20 protein-coding genes are annotated in these 19830 nt (G+C 52.5%); 13 read left to right on the top strand and 7 right to left on the bottom strand.

Annotated features, from left to right (window positions below; translation table 11 throughout):
- Positions 1 to 181: 181 nt before the first annotated feature.
- Both G0Q06_RS10850 and G0Q06_RS10855 read right to left on the bottom strand, forming a co-directional pair.
- Positions 182 to 1153 (bottom strand): hypothetical protein, encoded by a 972-nt coding sequence (locus G0Q06_RS10850; RefSeq protein WP_163965780.1) that lies wholly within the window; start codon positions 1151 to 1153, stop codon positions 182 to 184.
- Positions 1150 to 1950 (bottom strand): TatD family hydrolase, encoded by an 801-nt coding sequence (locus tag G0Q06_RS10855; protein WP_163965782.1) that lies wholly within the window; start codon positions 1948 to 1950, stop codon positions 1150 to 1152. The genes G0Q06_RS10850 and G0Q06_RS10855 overlap by 4 nt, the downstream gene beginning before the upstream one ends.
- Before the next feature lie 86 nt (positions 1951 to 2036).
- Between G0Q06_RS10855 and G0Q06_RS10860 the strand changes: the two genes are divergently transcribed.
- A complete protein-coding gene (locus G0Q06_RS10860; protein WP_163965784.1) occupies positions 2037 to 2951 on the top strand; it encodes a helix-turn-helix domain-containing protein in 915 nt (304 codons plus the stop codon).
- A 6-nt stretch (positions 2952 to 2957) separates the two neighbouring features.
- On the opposite strand, the gene rsmG is transcribed toward G0Q06_RS10860, so the two are convergent.
- The 4 genes from rsmG to miaB are packed head-to-tail and all read right to left on the bottom strand — an operon-like array spanning position 2958 to position 6538.
- On the bottom strand, positions 2958 to 3626 hold the full coding sequence (gene rsmG, locus G0Q06_RS10865) for a 16S rRNA (guanine(527)-N(7))-methyltransferase RsmG (protein ID WP_163965787.1): 669 nt from the start codon (positions 3624 to 3626) through the stop codon (positions 2958 to 2960).
- 9 nt (positions 3627 to 3635) lie between these two features.
- Positions 3636 to 4568 (bottom strand): thioredoxin-disulfide reductase, encoded by a 933-nt coding sequence (trxB, locus tag G0Q06_RS10870; protein ID WP_163965788.1) that lies wholly within the window; start codon positions 4566 to 4568, stop codon positions 3636 to 3638.
- Positions 4569 to 4586: 18 nt separating this feature from the next.
- Positions 4587 to 5132, bottom strand: coding sequence for a hypothetical protein (locus tag G0Q06_RS10875; protein WP_163965791.1), 546 nt, complete (start codon positions 5130 to 5132; stop codon positions 4587 to 4589).
- A 17-nt stretch (positions 5133 to 5149) separates the two neighbouring features.
- Positions 5150 to 6538 carry a tRNA (N6-isopentenyl adenosine(37)-C2)-methylthiotransferase MiaB gene (miaB, locus tag G0Q06_RS10880; protein ID WP_163965794.1) on the bottom strand — a complete coding sequence of 463 codons (1389 nt, stop codon included), beginning with the start codon at positions 6536 to 6538 and terminating at the stop codon, positions 5150 to 5152.
- Between the two features lie 228 nt (positions 6539 to 6766).
- Here miaB and G0Q06_RS10885 point away from each other — a divergent pair, with 228 nt between their 5' ends.
- The 5 genes from G0Q06_RS10885 to G0Q06_RS10905 all read left to right on the top strand — a co-directional run bounded on the left by G0Q06_RS10885 (position 6767) and on the right by G0Q06_RS10905 (position 11189).
- Positions 6767 to 7216 carry a type IV pilus modification PilV family protein gene (locus G0Q06_RS10885; protein WP_163965798.1) on the top strand — a complete coding sequence of 150 codons (450 nt, stop codon included), beginning with the start codon at positions 6767 to 6769 and terminating at the stop codon, positions 7214 to 7216.
- A 1-nt stretch (position 7217) separates the two neighbouring features.
- Positions 7218 to 7805: a PilW family protein gene (locus G0Q06_RS10890; protein ID WP_163965801.1), complete on the top strand. Its 588-nt coding sequence runs from the start codon at positions 7218 to 7220 to the stop codon at positions 7803 to 7805.
- Positions 7792 to 9441 carry a DUF7305 domain-containing protein gene (locus G0Q06_RS10895; protein ID WP_163965803.1) on the top strand — a complete coding sequence of 550 codons (1650 nt, stop codon included), beginning with the start codon at positions 7792 to 7794 and terminating at the stop codon, positions 9439 to 9441. The genes G0Q06_RS10890 and G0Q06_RS10895 overlap by 14 nt, the downstream gene beginning before the upstream one ends.
- A gap of 66 nt (positions 9442 to 9507) precedes the next feature.
- The gene (locus tag G0Q06_RS10900; RefSeq protein WP_163965806.1) at positions 9508 to 9849 is read left to right on the top strand and encodes a hypothetical protein; all 342 of its coding nucleotides are present in this window, start codon (positions 9508 to 9510) and stop codon (positions 9847 to 9849) included.
- Positions 9834 to 11189, top strand: a complete 1356-nt coding sequence (locus G0Q06_RS10905; RefSeq protein WP_163965809.1) for a hypothetical protein — start codon at positions 9834 to 9836, stop codon at positions 11187 to 11189. The genes G0Q06_RS10900 and G0Q06_RS10905 overlap by 16 nt, the downstream gene beginning before the upstream one ends.
- Here G0Q06_RS10905 and ligA read toward each other — a convergent pair.
- On the bottom strand, positions 11116 to 12975 hold the full coding sequence (gene ligA, locus G0Q06_RS10910; RefSeq protein ID WP_163965811.1) for an NAD-dependent DNA ligase LigA: 1860 nt from the start codon (positions 12973 to 12975) through the stop codon (positions 11116 to 11118). The two genes, G0Q06_RS10905 and ligA, sit on opposite strands and share 74 nt — an antisense overlap.
- Before the next feature lie 184 nt (positions 12976 to 13159).
- Between ligA and G0Q06_RS10915 the strand changes: the two genes are divergently transcribed.
- The 7 genes from G0Q06_RS10915 (at position 13160) to lpoB (ending at position 19826) form a co-directional block, all read left to right on the top strand.
- Positions 13160 to 13963: a DUF1338 domain-containing protein gene (locus tag G0Q06_RS10915; protein WP_163965814.1), complete on the top strand. Its 804-nt coding sequence runs from the start codon at positions 13160 to 13162 to the stop codon at positions 13961 to 13963.
- Positions 13960 to 15102, top strand: a complete 1143-nt coding sequence (locus tag G0Q06_RS10920; RefSeq protein WP_163965817.1) for a saccharopine dehydrogenase family protein — start codon at positions 13960 to 13962, stop codon at positions 15100 to 15102. Before G0Q06_RS10915 ends, G0Q06_RS10920 begins: the two co-directional genes overlap by 4 nt.
- A 74-nt stretch (positions 15103 to 15176) precedes the next feature.
- Positions 15177 to 16646, top strand: coding sequence for an L-piperidine-6-carboxylate dehydrogenase (gene amaB, locus G0Q06_RS10925; RefSeq protein WP_163967343.1), 1470 nt, complete (start codon positions 15177 to 15179; stop codon positions 16644 to 16646).
- 112 nt (positions 16647 to 16758) lie between these two features.
- Positions 16759 to 17181, top strand: a complete 423-nt coding sequence (locus G0Q06_RS10930) for a hypothetical protein (RefSeq protein WP_163965819.1) — start codon at positions 16759 to 16761, stop codon at positions 17179 to 17181.
- Between the two features lie 151 nt (positions 17182 to 17332).
- Positions 17333 to 18709, top strand: coding sequence for a COG3014 family protein (locus G0Q06_RS10935; protein ID WP_163965820.1), 1377 nt, complete (start codon positions 17333 to 17335; stop codon positions 18707 to 18709).
- Complete coding sequence (locus G0Q06_RS10940; RefSeq protein ID WP_163965823.1) at positions 18706 to 19176, top strand: DUF1425 domain-containing protein; 471 nt, start codon at positions 18706 to 18708, stop codon at positions 19174 to 19176. Before G0Q06_RS10935 ends, G0Q06_RS10940 begins: the two co-directional genes overlap by 4 nt.
- A gap of 38 nt (positions 19177 to 19214) precedes the next feature.
- Positions 19215 to 19826: a penicillin-binding protein activator LpoB gene (gene lpoB, locus G0Q06_RS10945; RefSeq protein ID WP_163965827.1), complete on the top strand. Its 612-nt coding sequence runs from the start codon at positions 19215 to 19217 to the stop codon at positions 19824 to 19826.
- Positions 19827 to 19830 lie beyond the last annotated feature (4 nt).

Here is a 19830-nt window from a genome sequence, read left to right on the forward strand (position 1 = left end):
ACAGTTATTAACACTCCCCTTTTCGGGTGTGTATCTAACTCCCTGCTAATTGGCAGGATACAGACCAAAACCGCTGTGAATAACTTTGGGCAAAAAGCAAGTTAGTGTGAACAACTCAATTTGGCGTAAATTTCCCAAAACTTTTTTCGGAAAAAATTGAAGAAAAAGAGCGAAACACGGCTCAATTTTCGTCCTTTGGCGGCCTGGTAATGTTTTGAACTGCCTCTGTCGCGACCACCAAACGCTGCAAAGCCTGATGGAAACTGGCCTCGCTGGCAGAATTGGCAAACGAAAGGGATTGTTCGCGTCGATCATAAGACCACTCTCCCCACTGCTCTAAAAGGATATTCAGGGCCGCGAGGGCCGCCCCGATAGCCTCAACATCCAGCTTCCTGAGCTCATAGACCTTGTTTGCTTCGGCAAAGAGCAGAATCCGTTGCATTTCTGCTACCGCAACGCGGTCAGCAGGCGGCTTGAGAGCCAGTTGATCAACGGCCTCGGTGTAGGAGTCTTCGAACGATTCAACAAACTGGGTAAATCCGCGAGCGGCCTCATAGAGCTTTTGATGCGCAAGTCGTTCGTCCTCCAGCTCCTCCCGGGTACGGAAAGTAATCCAAGTATCGGGTCCTCGCGTGGGATAAGTATTCAAGGCCTCTTTATAGTCATCGCTTTTGCGCTTGAGGGCGTCCCCCATTTTCTGGTCCAGGGCGCGGATCTTTTCGAGGGAAAGGACATCAATCCGGCCCTCGTACTGGGTAAAGCGGTCCTTCGGGCGAGTGGATCGGGCAGACCGCACTTCATCAAGGGCCGCCTGCGCCTGACGGCGGAGCTCACCCTGAAGGGCCTTTTGTCGACTGCTGATTTCCTTTGCAAACTGCTCATCAAAGCGCTCCTGGGCTAATTTTGCCATAAACAGGGGAAGGAGCAGAAGGCATCCACAAAGACCAAAAGCAAACCACCCGACAAGGACCGGATCACGCCTGTTGATAAGAGGAGCACTGAGAATAAGGCCAATCCCGATAAGGACGACTGCCAACGGCCACCCGGTCGAGACGTAGACCGTATTGAACCAGTCAACATCAGGATACCAAGCACCCAGCTGACTGAACAAGAAGCCAATAAAGAAGATCAAACTACCCAGAACCACCCTCATGAATCGCTTAATCCATAGAATTCAATGGCATTCCGGGTCGTGATCTTGGCCAGCTCCTCAGGAGTCACACCGAACAATTCCGCCGCGAAATTGGCAATGTGGAGAACATTCGCTGGCTCGTTGGGTTTGCCGCGGAGCGGTTCGGGGGACAGGTAGGGAGAGTCCGTCTCGAGCATCAGCCGGTCCAGGCCTTGGGCGAGGGCTGCTTGGCGGACAGGTTCGGCATTCTTGTAAGTCAGGATTCCTGTAAAGGAGGCGCGTCCACCACGTTCGAGGATCGGCTCGAGTAATTCAGGACCGTCGCTGAAACAATGAAACACAACCTTTTCCCAGTTAAGCCCGCTGGCATCAATAAACCGGATACAGTCCTGAACGGCATTACGCGAATGAATGACCACTGGACAATCCAGCTGGAAGGCCAATTCCAGTTGTGCCTTGAAGGCCCGCTCCTGTAGTTGGCGGGCTTCCGCCGCTTCGTCCGGATACTTTGGCAAATGAAAGTAATCCAGTCCGATCTCTCCAAGGGCCACCGGTTGTGGATCCGTGGCAAAATATGTTGAGACCGCTTTGATGTGGTCGCCCCATCCTTCTTCCACATCGCACGGGTGGATACCCACCGTCCAGTCAACCCGTCCGCGCTCGCTGGCCGCCAGGCGGTAATACCGCTCCCAGTCCGCAGGGCCCGTTCCAACCGTGATACAGCGGCCAATACCAGCCTCCTGCATACGCCCCAGAAGGGCTTCCCCATCGCCCTTTAGGAAGGCCTTCTCCAAATGGCAGTGCGTATCAATCAACATAATCCACCAATGGACCAGATTAGCCGGGAACTTCAACTGATCTTTTTGATTTGAAAGCTACGCACTTTTCGCATTCTCATTAAGGCATGATCGGTGAACGACTCGAAGAAGCCCGTAAGCGCAAAGGTGTATCTGTCCGCGAGGCAGCCGAAGCTACCAAGATCCGGGGAGATTTTCTCCTCGCGATGGAGGACAATTCCTTCGAGATCGACTTGCCGCAGATTTATGTGCGCGGGTTCCTCAAGAACTATGCCCGCTTCCTTAAATTGGATCCGGTCAAGATTTTGACTGACTACGACGCCCACCAGCTGGGCCGTACCCAGCAGGAAGCCCACAACCTGCGAGTGGCCAATGAAAAGGAATCGCTTGGCCATGTTGAGTTAAAGCTCGAGGATGAGCCTTCTGATGGCCCACAGCACCCAGCCAATGAACGCGTTGTCGTCACCGAGGCTCCTGAAGAGGATGGTCCTGAGCCGGAATTGCACTTTAGTTTGGATAAAGACCGTGGGACAGGCGGAACGGTGCAAAGCCCGCCTCCCCCGACGCTTGAGCGGGAAGGCACACGGCACGATCAGGAGTCATGGAATGAAAACAAGACCCTTTACATGAAAATCGGGATTGTCTTCTCCGGTATTCTTCTGGTCTCGATTATTCTGATTGTCCTCATCCAGCTTCTCAAGGGTGACGACACCCCGGAAATCAACCCGGATCTGGCCCCCACGCAGACCACTTCGCTTCCCGCAACGCCCACCTCCACCGTGACAAGCGGCCAAGACACTATCATCGTAACTGCTTCTGACAATGTGACCTTGATCGTCGAGCAGACAATCGATCGCAAGCGCTTGTACAGCGGTTCGCTGAATGCCGGTGAAACACTGTCGCTCGACAAGGAAGGTCCAGTCTCCATCCGCTTCACCAACGGTTCGGCAGTGACGATTGAGAAGAACGGCCAGCAATTCCGTCCGGGCCAACCCGGTGTGGGACGCACCGTGGTCGAATAGCCGCGATCAGCTTGCTTCCTCTTCAGGAAGTTTTGCCTTCATGACCTGTTCGCGAGTCAGGTGGACAATGTACTTCTCTGAAAAATACGGATCAGGAATCTGTTCCTCGATTGAATAAACTGCGTGCGGCTCAATCTCGAGGAGAGCAAGTTCCTCTTTGTACAAACTGCCTTTCCAATAAAGAACCCCATTCGGGATAGCAGCATCTCCGCCCGCGCGAATGTTATCCTGAATCCAGCCGATAAAGCGCGGTAGCGATGTCACAGCCCGGCCAATGATGTAGTCCCACTTGGACTCAAGCTTCTCCGCCCGCTTGTTGATGACCGTGGCGTTGCCCAAACCGATTGTGTCCACCATATCCTGAACAGCTTTCGCCTTCTTGGTAATGGAATCGCACAGGAAGACATTGGCTTTCGGGTAACAGATCGCCAGCGGCAATCCGGGCAAGCCCCCACCCGTGCCAACATCCAGGATCCGGCAACTGTCCCGGAATTGGACAAACTTGGTCAGGGCCAGCGAGTGGACCAGATGGTGCAGGACAAAGGCTTCCATGTCCTTGCGGGAAACAAGATTGATCCGTTCATTCCATTCGCGGAAAGCCGTCTCAAGCTGGTTGAGTTTCTCCAGCCGGGCAGGAGCAATCTCAGGAAAGTGCTTTTCCAGCAGTGAATCCATACCGGGCACTTACTCTTGTTCGGCGAGCCAGCGCTCTGCATCGATCGCTGCCTGGCAGCCCATTCCCGCGGCCGTGATGGCCTGGCGGAAAACGTGGTCGGCACAATCCCCTGCCACATAGACACCCGGAATCCTGGTCTTCACCTGGCTCCCGCCCTCTGGAATAAAATATCCATTGTGGTCCGTCTCGAGCTCATTGGCAAAGGGGGCCGTATTGGGAATATGTCCGATTGCGATGAAAAAGCCCTTCGACTCCAATTCACTTTCCTCACCCGTATTGACATCCTTGATACGCGCGGCACGCATCAGGCCATCGTCACCAGCCAGCACTTCAAGCGGTACAGTGTTCCAATGCACCTCAATCTTCTCGTGGGCCTTCACTCGATCGGCCATGATCGAGGACGCTCGCAATTCGTCGCGCCGATGAAGGAGGTGAATCTTGCTACAGAAGTGCGTCAGGAACAAAGCCTCTTCACAGGCACTGTCGCCACCACCGACAACAATCACTTCCATGTCACGGTAAAACGCGCCATCGCAGGTCGCGCAGGTTGTAACACCCTTTCCACCAAACAGTTCCTTCTCGCCGGGAATGCCCAAGAGGCGCGGGCTAGCGCCCGTGGCAATAATAACGGATTTGGCCTCGAAGGTCTTTCCATCCTCGGCAACCAGCTTTTTCACATCACCCCCGAAGTGGACTGAGTCAATCCGGGCATATTCCGTACGGGTGCCAAAGCGCATGGCCTGCTTGCGAAGCTTGTCCATGAGTTCGAACCCATCAATGCCTTCTGGCCAGCCCGGGAAGTTCTCGACTTCACTGGTTGTCGTGAGTTGTCCACCAGGTTGGGTCCCTTCGAGGACTAGAGGGTTCAGGTTGGCTCGAGCCGCGTAAATGGCGGCCGTTAAGCCGGCACAGCCAGTTCCGAGAATAATGATGTTTTCCATTATATAAATAAAGAGATGTTAATAGAGAAATGCGCTAACTACCAAGGAGGAGCCCAATATGCTGAGGATTATTCCCAAGGAGCGCAAACGGGACCGGGAAATGAGCAGCCAATTCATCGTGTCGCGCATCTTGTAGGGCAATGTCCCGTAGACCAATGATAGAACGATAAACAGGTATAAAATGGTCACCAGGACCAGTCGTTCCGGGATGTCATACAAACCAAATGCCGATTTGAGTCCGGTATTGGCTGCGAGAAGGATGATGATCGCCACCCCTCGAACGGCCAGGAAATCGCGCACATAGAAGATCGAGCCAAGCAAGGTCGCCCCAAAAAGAAGCATCATAATCACCTTGTAATCGCCGAAGTCCGATTGCCCAAGCTGGGAAATCTTCCAGATGAACCAGCCACCCCCGATGATCATCGTGATAATCCCGGTCAGTCGATGTCGAGGAAAGGCCCGAAGACAGGGCTCCAGTTTTCCGGGAACAGCCAGCAGGGAAATCCCCCCGAGAAGGAGGACAAGGGCGGCAAGAAGCGTGTAGGTAAAGAGCGATGGAATCATTTTCAGTGGCGTTAAAACTAGTGAGAAAGGACAGCCGACTCGCTTTCGTCAATACCCGTGAGACATAACTCACCGGACAAGGTGGTGACAGTTGCCTTCGTAATCCGAACAGGGACAATCTCCCCCACCAGCCGCGGAGAGGCCGGAACGATGACTTTCCGGTTGCCGGGGTTACGCCCCATGAACATCCCTTCGCCTTTCCGCGCAGGCCCTTCCAGCAAGACTTTCTGCACGGATCCCACAAGGGCTGAGTTTTTCTCAAGGGATGTCCGGCCAAGGATTTCCAACAGGACCTGGTTTCTCGATTCCTTTTCTTCAGCAGGAATGTCGTCACCCATCTCGGCTGCCTTCGTGCCGCTGCGTTCCGAATATTTAAAGATAAATGCCATATCGAAGCGAATCTCCTCAAACAGGCTGCGGGTGTCCTCAAATTCCTCATGGGTCTCACCGGGGAAGCCGACGATGATATCGGTCGAGAGACAGATGTCCGGACAGACTTCCCGTAACTGGGAAACTATTTCTGAAAATCGTCTCCGTGAATAGGGGCGCCGCATGCGCTTCAACATCTCATCTGACCCGCTTTGCAGGGGAAGATGCACATACGGCATGAGCTTTTCCAGCCGGCCATAAGCCTCGACAAGATCCTTCTGGAATCCACGCGGGTGCGGTGAGGTGAACCGGATTCTCTCCAGTTCCGGGATTGCATTGACCCGCTCAAGCAACTGGACGAATGGACTGATGCCGCTTCGATAGGGTATTTGTCGCATGCCATAGCTGTTCACGATCTGACCCAGTAATGTCACTTCCCGGGTCCCGGCAGCCACAAGCTCCTCAATTTCCTCGCAGATTGAATCCATGCTCCGGTAGCGCTCTGCTCCCCGGGTCTTCGGGACTATGCAGAAGGTGCAGTGCATGTTACAGCCCTGCATGATGCTCACAAACGAGGAAACCTTACGCTCTCCTTCCGTATGCTCGCGAATGGTTTCCTCAGAACCGCTTTCCTCTCCAAGGTCGACAATGGTGCTTGGACGAGGCCCAATGCCTTTCTGGCTGGCAATAAACCGGTCCAGCATCTCCGGTACACGGTGGAACTTCTGTGTGCCGACAAGTAAATCCAGATCCGGGAGGCGCTCCAGAAGATCCTCACCACGATTCTGTGCCATACACCCCATCACCCCGATGATGAAATTCGGGTCCTTGCGCTTTCGCTTGGCCAGATGTCCCGTCTTCCCGATGGCTTTTTGCTCAGCCTGGTCGCGGACAGCACAGGTGTTTAACAAGACCACATCAGCCGATTGCTCGTCGGCCACAATGGTATAGCCCCGGCCCCGGAGCTGGGCAGCTACCGCTTCCGAGTCGCGCTCGTTCATCTGGCAGCCATAAGTCTTGATATACACGCGATTCATTCGGGCGACAGGTTCATGCTTTCAGCCCAAAGGGGTCAAGCCTTGGATTTTGGTGGGTTGAAGGAACTTTCAATATAGGGAAGTTTCTTCCCAGCCTCATGGCCCTGCTAAATCCGTCTAGAAGTCTGTAGGGCTTGTTAAAAAGATTTAAAAAGAGCAATGCCAATGATTTGCGCTTGAGGGATTGTTGAAAATAAGGGAATATCACACGGAAATGGGGAATAGTTCATGAAGACAGTAGATAAGTTATACACAAACAAAACAGGTGGTTTTACCCTGGTGGAGGTGATCATTGGATCTGTTTTAATGGCAATCGTTTTCACGGCATCCTATGCTTCCTACTTCCTGGGGATGAACTTGGTTGAGGACGCCCGGGAAGAACTGCGGGCCTCCCAGATTATTCAGAGCGAGCTGGAACGCATGCGTACCATGAATTGGGACGCGATCAATTCCGTCGCCCAAGTCACAAGGGTAATTCCGCAGGGTGACTTTATACAAAAGTTTTCCGGCGATTATCGGGCCTACCGCGAAATCAAGGACATTGACGGACAAACCAACCTTAAGATGGTGCGTGTCTTCGTCTGGTGGACAAATGCCAAGGGCTTGAGGACGTATCAGGTTTTTAATACCATTGTGACCAAAGAAGGTCTGAATGACTACCATTACAGAAAGGTCTAAAATGAAAGCCTTCACAAAATCCAAGGCCGGTTTCTCGCTTGCTGAACTAGTGATCGCCATGACGATCGCATCCTTCGTCTTAACAGCTTCATACGCAACTGTGATCAGCTTGGCCAAGGGCTCCCAGAGCATGATCAATTTCTCGGAGATGAACAACCAGACGAGATATGCGATTGAGGTGTTTGGTCGGGATTCCCGAATGGCCTCAAATGTGATCGCCGCTGAAACGACTACATTCACCAGCCGAAATTCTCTCTGGGATGAAACAACAAAGGCCTATCGGGATTATGAGGTGACTTACAAGTTCATTTCATCGGCTGGCACCTTCAAGAGGACGGTTTACGACGTTGCTTCAGGAGCCCTCGTTGAAGACAGAATCCTGCTCTATGATGTTCAAGATCTAAAATTTACCTATTACAGCCTGATTAACCAGTCAAACCCGTTAGTCAGTCCGGAGACCACACGTCTCCTCGAAATCAAACACGTACAAGTGGAAGCAGAACTCCAGCGGGAAGTTTTGAATGTAACCAATACCAATTACATCATTTCAGCCCGCTTCATGTTAAGGAATAAAGATGTTAGCTCTTAAAAACAACACTCGCGGCTCAATCATGATTGCAGCCTTGATCATCACTTTGGTGACAGGGACCTTGGTCGGGCTTTTTCTTAAAACCGTCAGCCAGGAAGTGGCCAACACTCACCGGGCAAGGATGGGATTCCAGGCGATCAACCTCGCTGAAGCAGGCGTTGAATATGCCATGCATGGGATGATCGAGGATAACTTGGACACGGCCTGGACCTCAACCAGTGGAGGTGGATACTATAAGGACAATTTTCCACACATTGATATTACCTCGGAAGCTAAAAATGATCAGGACTCCCGGCTATATCGGGTCCGTTCCAGTTTGAGAAATGATAACCGCTCCCTGCGGGTATACTTGGAACCGGAATGGATCAATCCAGACGGTGATAAAGTTCCCGTCGTCATTTCCGAAGGATTGGTCACTTTGAACAATGGCATGCTCGTCAGGAAGCAAATCCGGGTTGAGATGGAGAAGGGATCTTCAAAGCCATGGAAGCGCGGATGGGGAAATGGTATTCTTGGCAAGGATAGTGTGACCTTTGTTGGAGGGAACGTATTCGTGGATAGTTACAGCTCCTCGGCCGGTCCGTATGATGTGACTACAAACAGGCGCGACAATGGCTCTGTAGCTTCGAACGAAGTTGTTTCAGGGGCTGTCTCCATCGGCAATGCAACAGTCGTCGGAAACGTGGCGACAGGTGGTGGAAAACCGGATATTGGTCCCAATGGTAGTATCCGCGACCTCACTGACTATGAAAACGGCGTTACTGGGATCGACTGGGACCGGGTCGCACTCGATTTTTACGCTGATCTTCCCGAGCCTGAGCTCCCTACTCTGACGACTCCTCAAACCAGTCTGCCGAGCACTTTTAGTGCATCCACTTTGATTCCCGGCAGTTTGGCAGTCTCGCAATTGAAAGCTGAGTTTCCATCCCTGGAGTTCAGTACGAAGTCAGAGTCAATTGGTAAAGGGCTTAAGGTAGAAGTCATTGAGTTTGCGTACATCGATACCGATAATGACGGCACGTATGATACGAGCTCGGAGATTAAATATGAAAACATCGCATTGGTGACTGAAGAGGCTTACAAGCTTACCGAAATTGATGTCCACAGCTCAGAACTATACCTCTTCTCAGGGGAAACACAGATCGTTGTCGACAACGAGGATATCAATACTCCAGCCGACACAATAATCAACGGGGGCATGCTCCTGGGCTCCTCGGCCAGTTTGGAATTTTATCTGGCTGGCAGCCTGACCGTGACAGGCCCGGAAGCCGCCATGATCAATGATACGGGCCGTCCGCCGAATCTGCAGATTTACGTTGCCGAGCTAAACTCGGATTGGGACACGAGCGTTTATATGGGCGGTAATGGTACTCTTTCCGGGGCGGTATATTCACCCAGTTCATCCCTTGAATTCAAGGGTGGCGGTGGTGGCGGAGACGTCTTTGGTGCTGTTGTTGGTGAAACCATCAAGTTCAGCGGAACCTACAAATTCCACTACGATGAGGATCTTGCCAATATCAATGACGATGATGACGACGATGGCGATTTTGTCCCGGTTGTCACCGCTTGGCGGGAACTGAACTATGCTGGGGAACGCATCTCCAGTTGGGAAGACCTCAAGAAGTCCGGATTGTAAAATCAAGATTGACGAGTGAGTTGACAGACGCGCTTGAGCCCCAAAGTATGGCGTTCAACCTTACAGATGGGCTCAGAGCAAATTCATGTAGTTGATCCTTCCCTCTCCACCCTCGTAAAACTTTGGATTTTTGCGCTGGCTGGGCTGGCCGTGCCCTCGGGTATCGCCTATTTCTGGCCGGACATGAGCTGGGCCGGTCAAGCGGAGCGAGCTCTCGAAAATTCGATTGAAGAGGGTCAATGGCAGGATCCATGGAAACCGATTGACCAGAAGGCTTTCAGCTCGGGTTGGGTTCGCTGCACATCCCTTGAGGATGCTCTTGCCCTGGACCGGAAGGTGGACGATGGCCACCTTTATACAGGGAACTTGGTACTTTCGGAAGGGGGTCTGGCATGGCTTCCAAACTAGGCTCGCACGGACAGGAAGAATCTCGACGAGCCTTCGTCCTTGTCGACAAGGATATCGCCCGCGGTGTCTTTCGATCGTGGGATGAGGCTGAAGACTTTGCGGATGAGAATAATTTCTCACTCGATAACCTGCTCGAATTCGAGACGAAAACGGATTATCCGGACCACCTGCACCTCATGGCAGCCAGATGGGGCGCCGAATGGAAATTTGTCGGGGAATGGTCCAAATTCGCCCCTTACTGGGAATCCCCGCCAAGCCAGGTTCGTTTGGACCATTACCATGTCAAAGGGGGCCAATTTGTCATATTTCGTCAGTGCGAATTCACATGGCGTCCGGGCTTGCTCCAGACCATCAACCCAATGGCTCCTGATGAAGCTCTTCGTTTCAGCGAGCAGGCGAAGCCAAAACAGAAGGACCCGGCATCGGATCAGCGGTCGAAAATCAGCCCGCTGAAGCCAATGGCAGGGATGCCGAAACCTGAGCCATCCAGCAAACCTGGGCCGCCCGAGAAAGCTGGAAAGGCCCCGCTGATGGGGGATCCAGAGCCCCCAGTTGAAGCAACCCAGGCAAAGCCAAAGTTATCGACAACTCCTCCCGGGGTAACCCAATCGCCGGAGCCAAGCCTTAAGGAGGCCGCACCAGATGCTCCCAAGCCGAAGATCAGCTTCCAGAAAAAGAAGCCATTGCGGCTGAAATCACAGAAAGCTGGCCCCAAACCCATCCCTGAGTTCAAGCCGCCTCCCCCGCCCCCAGTCGGCACTCCAGACGCACATGCTTCAAGCGTTGAGTTGGCCCAAGCCCAACTGGCCGCCCAATCCAATGTGCCTGGGGATGGGGGTACAACCGAAGGAAAGCCAAGGAGGATCTGGCCCATCAGGGTCCTTTTGCCGATTTTCGCTATTTTCATCTGCTGGGGGGGAGGCATATTCTGGGTCTTCAAACCTGAGCCAACGGCACAGAAGATTCTCGACCAAGTAACAACCCTATCCAGGGCGCGTGTTCTGGTCATTGAGCCCGGACAGATATTTTTCCAGCTACCCGTTGACCCGATTAATCAGCAGAGATGGGTGCAATCGCTTGGATTGGACCCCATATCGGAGACTGAACCATTCTCAATTCCCACCTATCACGCCTTGGATACCTGGCAGAAATCCTCGGGATTCGTCCGGCCGCCATATGCCGCAGTTGAAGTCCGGGAATGGTGGGATCTTCGCCTACGAATAGTCCGCTACGGTTTCTATCATCAATGGGAAGACGGAAGTATCCTCATTCTGGATCTTGAATCTGATTTTCTAATTGGCTGGTCATATGCTTCCCGGTTGCCCGACCTTCTAAACTGATCTGCCTCGGCATCCGTCGAATCAAGCGCTTAAGCAACTGGATATTTTCCCCATCGCCAAGAAAGGCAGCCATAGAGGCAGTTTGGGCTTTATTCAGGCCTAAATCACGAAGGCTTCCAGCTTCCAGTGGAAGTTGCATCAGGTTCTCCAAATTCCCCAACTTGCTAAAGAGATTCTTGCAGGCCACGGGACCCATGCCGTCTATCCCTAAGCCAAGAAGAATTTTCCAGTGTGGAATGTCCGTTAGTTTCCACAGGGAGAAAAAATCAGAAAAATCCTTCAATTGGCCGGTCCCTCTCAATTCGGTAATAGAGGCCTCCGACAAGCGCTTGATCCCAACTGAACTGGCAAAGTGAAGCAGTTGTTTAACCTGCTTTGCTGGACAATGGCGATTAAGGCACCTGAGCCCTCCAGATGTCCCAATTGCGACACCACATTCAGGGCACACACTGGGAAAGACAAAGGGTCTGGAGTCAGCGTCACGATGTTCTGGAAAAGTGCCCGAAATGGTCGGAATGGTGTCACCCCGGAGCTCAACCTCCACACGATCATTGGGCCGGATATCCATCCGGTGTATAAATGCCCCGTTGTGCAGGCTCACCCGGGAGATTGTCCGTCGACCGACTTCGACTGGCTCCAATTCCGCCACGGGAGCAAGGTGTCCGGTCCGCCCGACTTGAAAGTTGATGGCCAGTATTCTGGAGATGGCCGATTCCGGCTCAAATTTACAAGCCACCGCCCACCTTGGAGAACGCCGACCCGTTCCCAGTTGGCTCTGCAAAGCAACGGAATTCACTTTAAGGACAAGGCCATCGGTCGGCATGTCCAATTTCGACAGGTAATTCCGGTATTGGGCCAATGGCAAATTGGAGACATTACGGGCCCCAACATTGAGCGTATCCAAAGGTTCGATTCGAGGAAGGCCCCAGCTTTTTAATCTGCTTAAGTATTCAAGCTGTGTGAGGGGTTGGTCATTTGCCGGCTTCCAGAGACCCCAGGAAAACAAGATAACTTTCAAACCTCTTGTCTTTACCAATTCCAAATCCTCCAACCGGACAGTCCCGGCAGCTAGATTTCTCGCCGTTTTGTAAGGTTCCTTCCCCCGCTCTACACGGTCAGAATTTATTTCACGGAATTTGCCCATCGGCAGGTAAATCTCTCCACGGAATTCGGCTGAAGCCGGAATCCCCGATTCGTTGTTATCCCCTCCAGTTGTGGATAAATTAAGTGGAAATCCTCCCATCGCGAGTACTGCTGCTGTAATATCCTCCCCTTCCTGACCATTACCGCGCGTCAGGGCCCGGACAAAACGGCCATCTTCATAGACCATGCTAACCGCCAATCCATCAACCTTTGGCTCAATCACTATGGTCGATTCGTCATCCCCGGCATGCTCTGTGATTTCTTGTAGCCAACTTTTCACCTCCTCAGCCGAATAGCACTTTTCCAGACTGCGCATCGGAACAGCATGCGCCGCCTTTTCAAAGCGGCTTTTCCGATCATCTCCCGGTGCAGGCGCTGGTGGACTATCCGGCGAGGGCATTTGCTCCGACCCGGGAGCCAATTCATTCAACTCACGAACGAGCAAGTCATACTCATAGTCGCTGATCTCAGGATTTGCCTCATTAAAATACAGCTTATCGTGATGGCGTATCTGTTCTCGAAGTTCTTCAATCCTCAGGGAAGCTTCGGGGGATGCTGGAAGAGAGTACGATGATATAACCAGCACGAGGATCAAATGAAGAAACGGTATAAGTCTTCCGGGAAGTTTGACAATGGCACTCATGACTCCCCCTAGTGAAAATCGCCTCTTATCTGGAACAAGAAATGAAAACGCCCAAAATACAGTATGCGAACCAGACATATCGGGGGTCTGTATTTCACTGAACTTGACACTCAATCGGGCAAAATTTAACCTAAGTTATTCTCCGCTAGCAAGCGGTACACAAATTCAAACCAAAGGAAATTCAATGAACCCCGAAACGTTCTTTACCCATCTATGGGAAGACTACATCCGGATGGCTCCAAGAGCCGCAAAAATTAAACAGCTATTCGAAGAGCAAGGCGAAACTGTCCTGAACGACCATGTCGCCTTCCGCACATTCGGGCTGGACCCAATTGGATTGAAAACCTTGGAAAAACCAATTCTGGCTCTTGGCTATGAACGCTTTGCGCCATACCGGTTTGAAGCGAAAAAACTCAATGCAATGGGATATCTGCATCCAAAACCGGAGTATCCGCGTATTTTCCTCAGCGAGTTGGAAGTGGAAGCGCTGAGCCCGAAAGCACAATCAATTATTCAGGCTCTAGTCGGACAGATAGATGCTACTGTAGTGGAAAATGACGACATTCTGTGGGCCGGGCCACTCTGGTCCCCCGTTGCTTACACAGACTATGAACAGCTCTTGGAGGAAAGTGAGTATGCAGCTTGGGTTGCTGCATTGGGCCTTCATGCCAACCACTTTACCATTGCGGTTAATCACCTGGAGAAGACCCCTTCGCTGGAAGCCGTGCTGGACTTTGTCGAATCGGCTGGCTACGCCATAAACGAATCCGGAGGACGGGTGAAGGGAAGCCCGGATGTCTTGCTTGAACAAGGCTCCACGTTGGCTGACCGGATGGAGGTCAACTTTGCCGATGGAATCAAGCGCAGTATTCCCACCTGCTACTACGAGTTTGCCCGGCGCTACAAGGGTCCTGACGGGGCCTTGTACAATGGCTTTGTCGCGGCAAGTGCCGACAAGATATTTGAATCCACAAATACGAAACAATGAAGCCGGTCGTCATCCTGGGCGCAGGAAAAATCGGTGGTGCCGTCGCCAAGATGCTTTCGGGGTCCGGCGAATACGCTGTCACAATCGCAGATAAGAACGAGCGGGCCCTTGGCCGACTGAAGGACAAGGTCCCTGAAGTGGATACCCATGTCGTGGATCTATCCGAGGAAAAGGCGCTCGTGGACCTTTTGAAGGGCCGCGAGCGCGTCATTTCGGCGTGCCCGTACTACATAAACACATTGATTGCGCGCTCTGCCCTTGCAGCAGGCGTCAGCTACTTCGACCTCACAGAGGACCGCGAGACTACTCGCGAAATCATTGCCATCTCGAAAAAGGCGACTGACGGGCAAATCTTCATGCCACAATGTGGGTTAGCTCCCGGATTCATCAGCATCCTGGCAAATGATCTTTGTAAGGCATTCGACAAACTGGACAGCGTGAAAATGCGTGTGGGTGCCCTGCCCCAGTTTCCCTCGAACATGATGATGTACAATCTGACTTGGTCCACCGACGGCCTGATCAACGAATACTGTAATCCCTGCGAGGCAATCCATGAAACCCGACTTGCTGAAATTCTCGCTCTGGAAGGGCTGGAGCTCTTTTCCCTCGACGGAAAGAATTATGAGGCCTTCAACACCTCAGGTGGATTGGGAACGCTCTGTGAAACCCTCAAGGGAAAGGTCCGCAATCTCAATTACAAGACGGTCCGTTACAAGGGACACCAATACCTGATGCAATTTCTTGTTAATGAATTGCACCTGGGAAAACGTCGCAAACTCATGCGGGAAATCCTGGAGAATGCGATCCCGGTAACGTTTCAGGATGTGACCCTGATCTTCTGCACGGTGAGTGGTTGGATTGACGGCAAACTGACACAACACAGCAATGCCCGGAAAATCTACAACGCCGACTTCAGTGGTGAGCAATGGAGTTCAATCCAGATCACGACTGCGGCTGGTATCTGCGGAGTTGTTGACCTGGCCGCCAATGGACAACTGGCCAGCAAGGGATTTGTCAGACAAGAGGAAGTGTCCTATGATGAGTTTATCAACAACCGCTTCGGCCAGTACTATGGAACCGGTGAGGAAGATTCGGATCCGGAAGTTAAAATTGAACCCATAACAGATTTCTCATCATGAAACCCTATTCAGACACCCTATCCTGTCTCCAATCCTTCATTACAGGAAATGCTTACCCTGCCTGTGTCTCAGGCATGGAAGCCCAGGAGGGAACAGGAGAAACCCTTGAAAAGTACAGCCCGATTGACGGTGCCTTGACAGGCACCTTCAAGGAAGCGTCTGCCGGACAGGTCAAGGAAACCATTTCAAGGGCCAGTGCGGCCTTTGTTGCCCTCCGCAAAGTTCCCGCCCCCCGAAGAGGCGAATTTGTGCGCCGCATCGGGGAAGCCCTCCGTACTCACAAGGAGGCCCTTGCCGGCATTGTCACATTGGAGGCTGGAAAGATTCATCAGGAGGCTCTGGGGGAAGTCCAGGAGATGATTGATATATGTGAGTTTGCGGTCGGCCTTTCCCGGCAGCTGCACGGTTTAACAATTGCCAGCGAGCGCCCGCAACACCGTTTGATGGAACAGTGGCATCCGATTGGCCCCGTGGGCGTTATTTCCGCCTTCAACTTCCCGGTCGCGGTCTGGTCATGGAATGCCATGCTGGCGCTGGTCTGCGGGAATCCGGTGATCTGGAAGCCTTCTGAGAAAGCCCCCTTGTGCGCCCTGGCCTGCCACGCCCTCGCGATGGAGGCCCGCAAGGGAATGGATGATATTCCGGAGGATGTCTCTTCTGTCCTTCTGGGCGGCAGGTCCACAGGTGAGGCACTGGTTGATGATCCTCGCGTACCCCTGATTTCGGCTACCGGTTCGATTCCCATGGGTCGTACGGTTGCCCAGCGGGTGGCGGCCCGTCTAGGCCGTAGCCTGCTCGAACTGGGAGGCAACAATGGGGTGATTGTCATGCCGTCCGCGGATTTGGATATGGTCCTTCGCGGGGCGGTATTTGCCGCAGCTGGCACAACGGGACAGCGCTGTACTTCTCTGAGGCGCTTCATCGTCCACAAGGATATTCAAGAAACATGTGTCAAGCGCCTGTCCAAGGCCTTTGCCAATCTCCCGGTCGGAGATCCGCGTGATCCGGAAATTCTGGTTGGTCCATTGATCGACGAGGGTGCGCTTGCCAATATGCAAACGACTCTGGAAGCGGCCCGTGCCAGCGGCGCCACGGTGATCGGAGGAGATCCCATCACGGAAAAAGTTCCTTCCGGTGGCGTTTATGTTCGCCCGGCAATTGTCACTGGGCTTTCGCCCGATCACGAACTTGTGCAGAAGGAAACATTCGCTCCCATTCTTTATGTTCTTCCTTTCCATAACCTCGAGGAGGCAATTACCATCCATAACGGCGTTCCGCAGGGATTGTCTTCCGCCATATTCACCGATCGTCTCATTGAGTCGGAGCGTTTCCTCTCCTCCGAGGGATCAGACTGTGGCATTGCCAATGTGAACATCGGGACATCCGGTGCGGAGATTGGCGGTGCATTCGGTGGCGAAAAGGAAACAGGAGGAGGCAGGGAATCCGGCTCGGATGCATGGAAAAACTACATGCGGCGCCAGACTGTCACGATCAATTACTCACCTGAATTGCCACTCGCCCAGGGGATTAAATTCGAGATTTGAAGACTGGTTCCCGGCAACCGGGAATCCGTGACTTGTAAAAAACCTGTTTTAGTTTCTTCCCTACTGATGGCTGGCTTTCAACAGGGGGCTCCGGCTTGTTTAAGTAAACGGTATGAGAAAAGTCGGTGCCACAACTTCAGGATCAGTCATTGTTGAAATGGATCTCGCCCAGTTTGAGGCCCTGAAACAATTCATGGATCCAAAACCAGCGCCGGCCGAGAAGATGGAAAAGCAGGAGGTCAAGGCAATGGCCGTCAAGCGCAAGCTGGACAACATCCGCAACTGTGTCCGTAAACTGAAACCTGAATCCCGGGAAAGTCTCGTTTTATTGATCAAGAATGCCCATTCATTCTCAGGGGCCTATGCGGAGAAAGAGCTCGATCACCTGATTGAAATTCTTGCCCGCGAGAAGCACTTTGAAATAAAGGAAGACGGCCGTCTTGAATACGGCCACCATAAGAACGAATCGAGTGATCCTCGTAGGATCGATTTTGAAGCGTCCAAGACACCGGTCATTGCCGGCCTGTCTGACTGACATTCCATCCATTCCATTACACCCCCATTACCGGCGGGCGACGGGAGGTTCCTCCATCTCTTCAGAGGCTGATCAAGAATGTGGGCCGGACAGAGATTCTTTTATCGATAGAATTTGATTAGGAAACAAATTTCACAAGTATATCTTGAGAATGTCTCCTGTCCGTCAAAAGAACGCCATGCTGGTCCGCATGCACATCCTTGCCCTGTTGTGGCTGGCATGTGGGATAAGTGGTTGCCGAAGTACGGCTGGCCTTTTTCTTCCCGTTGACAACCATCCCCAACTGCTGAACGAGGCGCGCAGTGCTGTCCTTCAGCAAAATCCAGACGCGCTCGAGTCAATCCTGATCGATTTGGAGAGACGAACCTCTACTCGCTCGAGAATGCTCTACCTCCTTGAGTCGGGTCGGCTTTACGAGCTTTCGGGAGAACTTGAAGCCAGTATGCAAAAGTTTTCCGAGGCAAGTACTCTCGCGGAGAACCAGGACATGGAAGCGTCTTTCACGGCGACTGAGTCGCTTCAGCAGGCCCTTGCCATGGTTACAAATGACAGGGCCCTGCCCTACAAGGCCAAGCTCTTTGAAAGGCTGTTTCTTTACTATTTTCAAAGTCTGAATTACCTGCAAGCAAACCAACCGCAAAAGGCACGCATTGAATTGAACAAGGCTCTGCGCGATATGCGGTGGTGGAAGGACAATCTTCCCGTCCTCCGAAATCGGGCTGACCAGATGCTCGACCAAAAAGGCATACGGGCAAATGAGTTGCCACCTGGGTTTGACTTTAATGCAGGCGACGAATCTACCTCCAGCTCGGACAATGCCTTGGTTTATTACCTCAGCGGACTGCTGCATCAGGCATCTGGCGACAGGGACCGGGCGGAAATTGATTACCGGAACGCCCTTGCTTACATTCCGGACGCCACTCCCCTTCTTCATGCCCTTGAGACGCTGGACGAACCACGGTCTGGATTGTCCCGTCTGGTCATTATTCACGAATCAGATTGGGTAGCGGCCAAAGTCCCCTACAGCATCTCAGTTTACATCAACCGGAACCTCTACAGTCTGAGTTTCCCTTTTTATCCAGAATCAACAAAGCGCTGGATTATCCCCGATTTGCCTCTTCGTTTTGATTCATCAATTCCGCCACAGTATCCTGTTCTTAACCTGAACACTGCCGCTCATCGGGCACTGCAGGAGGAGTTCCCTGCCATTCTCCTCCGGCAAGCCTTGCGCATGCTGGCAAAACACGAACTGCAGGAAGAAGCACGCGAGGAAGATCCCTGGCTCGGCCTTGCGGCATCCATTTTCTCCGTCCTCTCGGATCAGCCGGATTTGCGTAGCTGGCTCAGCCTTCCAGCCTCAATCTCCCTCAGCGATTCCACTCTGCCACCGGGTATCTATGATGTCCCAAACCTTGGACAGGTGGATCTTAAACCGGGCCAAATTCTCCTGCTTCGCGCGATCAGTTCACAAGGCGCTGTAATCAAGGTTGATTCCCTCGCCATTCCGTCATACCATTCAACACAATGAAAATACAATTTTGCATTACAATCGCATTGCTGACTCTCGTCGGTTGCCAAACAAGTCAACCCGTGGGTGAGGTATATGACGGTGAGACCCGTCTGATCACCTATACCGGCGTGGGCCTTAATATTGAGGGACGACTCAACGACGAGGGCACACTCGACCCGGCCCCGTTTGTCGGGCAGTTTCTTCCCAGCCAGGACATGAAGATTGTCGGTGCCCGTGCCACCTCGACACCCAATGGATTTCCCCGAGTGCAATTTTCCATTGAGAGCAGGAGGGACAAGACTTCAGCGGTTCAATATCGCTTTACCTGGTATGACCGGGAAGGCTTTGTCGTTCAGCAGGACCAGAATCCATGGCAGTCTCTCCATCTGGCCGGACGCGAAGTGGCTGACATTGAGTCCATCGCCCGGTCAAACCGCGCAAAGGCCTTCCGTTTGATTATTCGTCCCCTCGAATTCAAGAAATAGCATCATCTTTAAAGTTTAATCCAAAAACCCAACAATCCATGAAATCAATTCTACCCATTTCCATTCTCCTCCTCGGATCGCTTATCTTGACCGGTTGCACATCCAAGGTGCGCACCGTCGATCCTTCCGATCCAACGGTTCAAACCATGGATATCAACCAGGCGGACATCAATGACGCCGCCCGTAACATGGTGAATTCCATGCTGAATTCCCCTTCCCTGGCCAGCGTTACGGCCCGGGCCGACAAGCCAACTATTGTGATTCTTCCGGTTCGCCTCGATGCGACCAGCTTGACCAACTCCAATATCAACACGGAAGCCCTCACCACTCTCGTCCGCGGACAAGTCATCAATTCGGGAACCTTCCAGTTTGTCGACAAGACAAGACGCAACGACATTGCTGATGAAATCTGGTACCAACAAGAGTCCGGAGCCGTCAAACAGAGCACCGCCGCACAGGTGGGCCAGCAGATTGGTGCAGACTATATTCTTGAAGGCACCTTGTCAGGCTTTGATGATTTCAACCAGAAGACGCGGCGCGTTGGTTATGTACTGACATTGACACTACAGGATATTGAATCCGGCATCATTACCTGGCAGGAAACCCAGCAAATCGCCAAGGAACAGAAAAAGGGTCTCTTTGGTTGGTAGGAAC

Source organism: Oceanipulchritudo coccoides (assembly GCF_010500615.1).
GTDB classification, from domain to species: Bacteria; Verrucomicrobiota; Verrucomicrobiia; order Opitutales; family Oceanipulchritudinaceae; genus Oceanipulchritudo; species Oceanipulchritudo coccoides.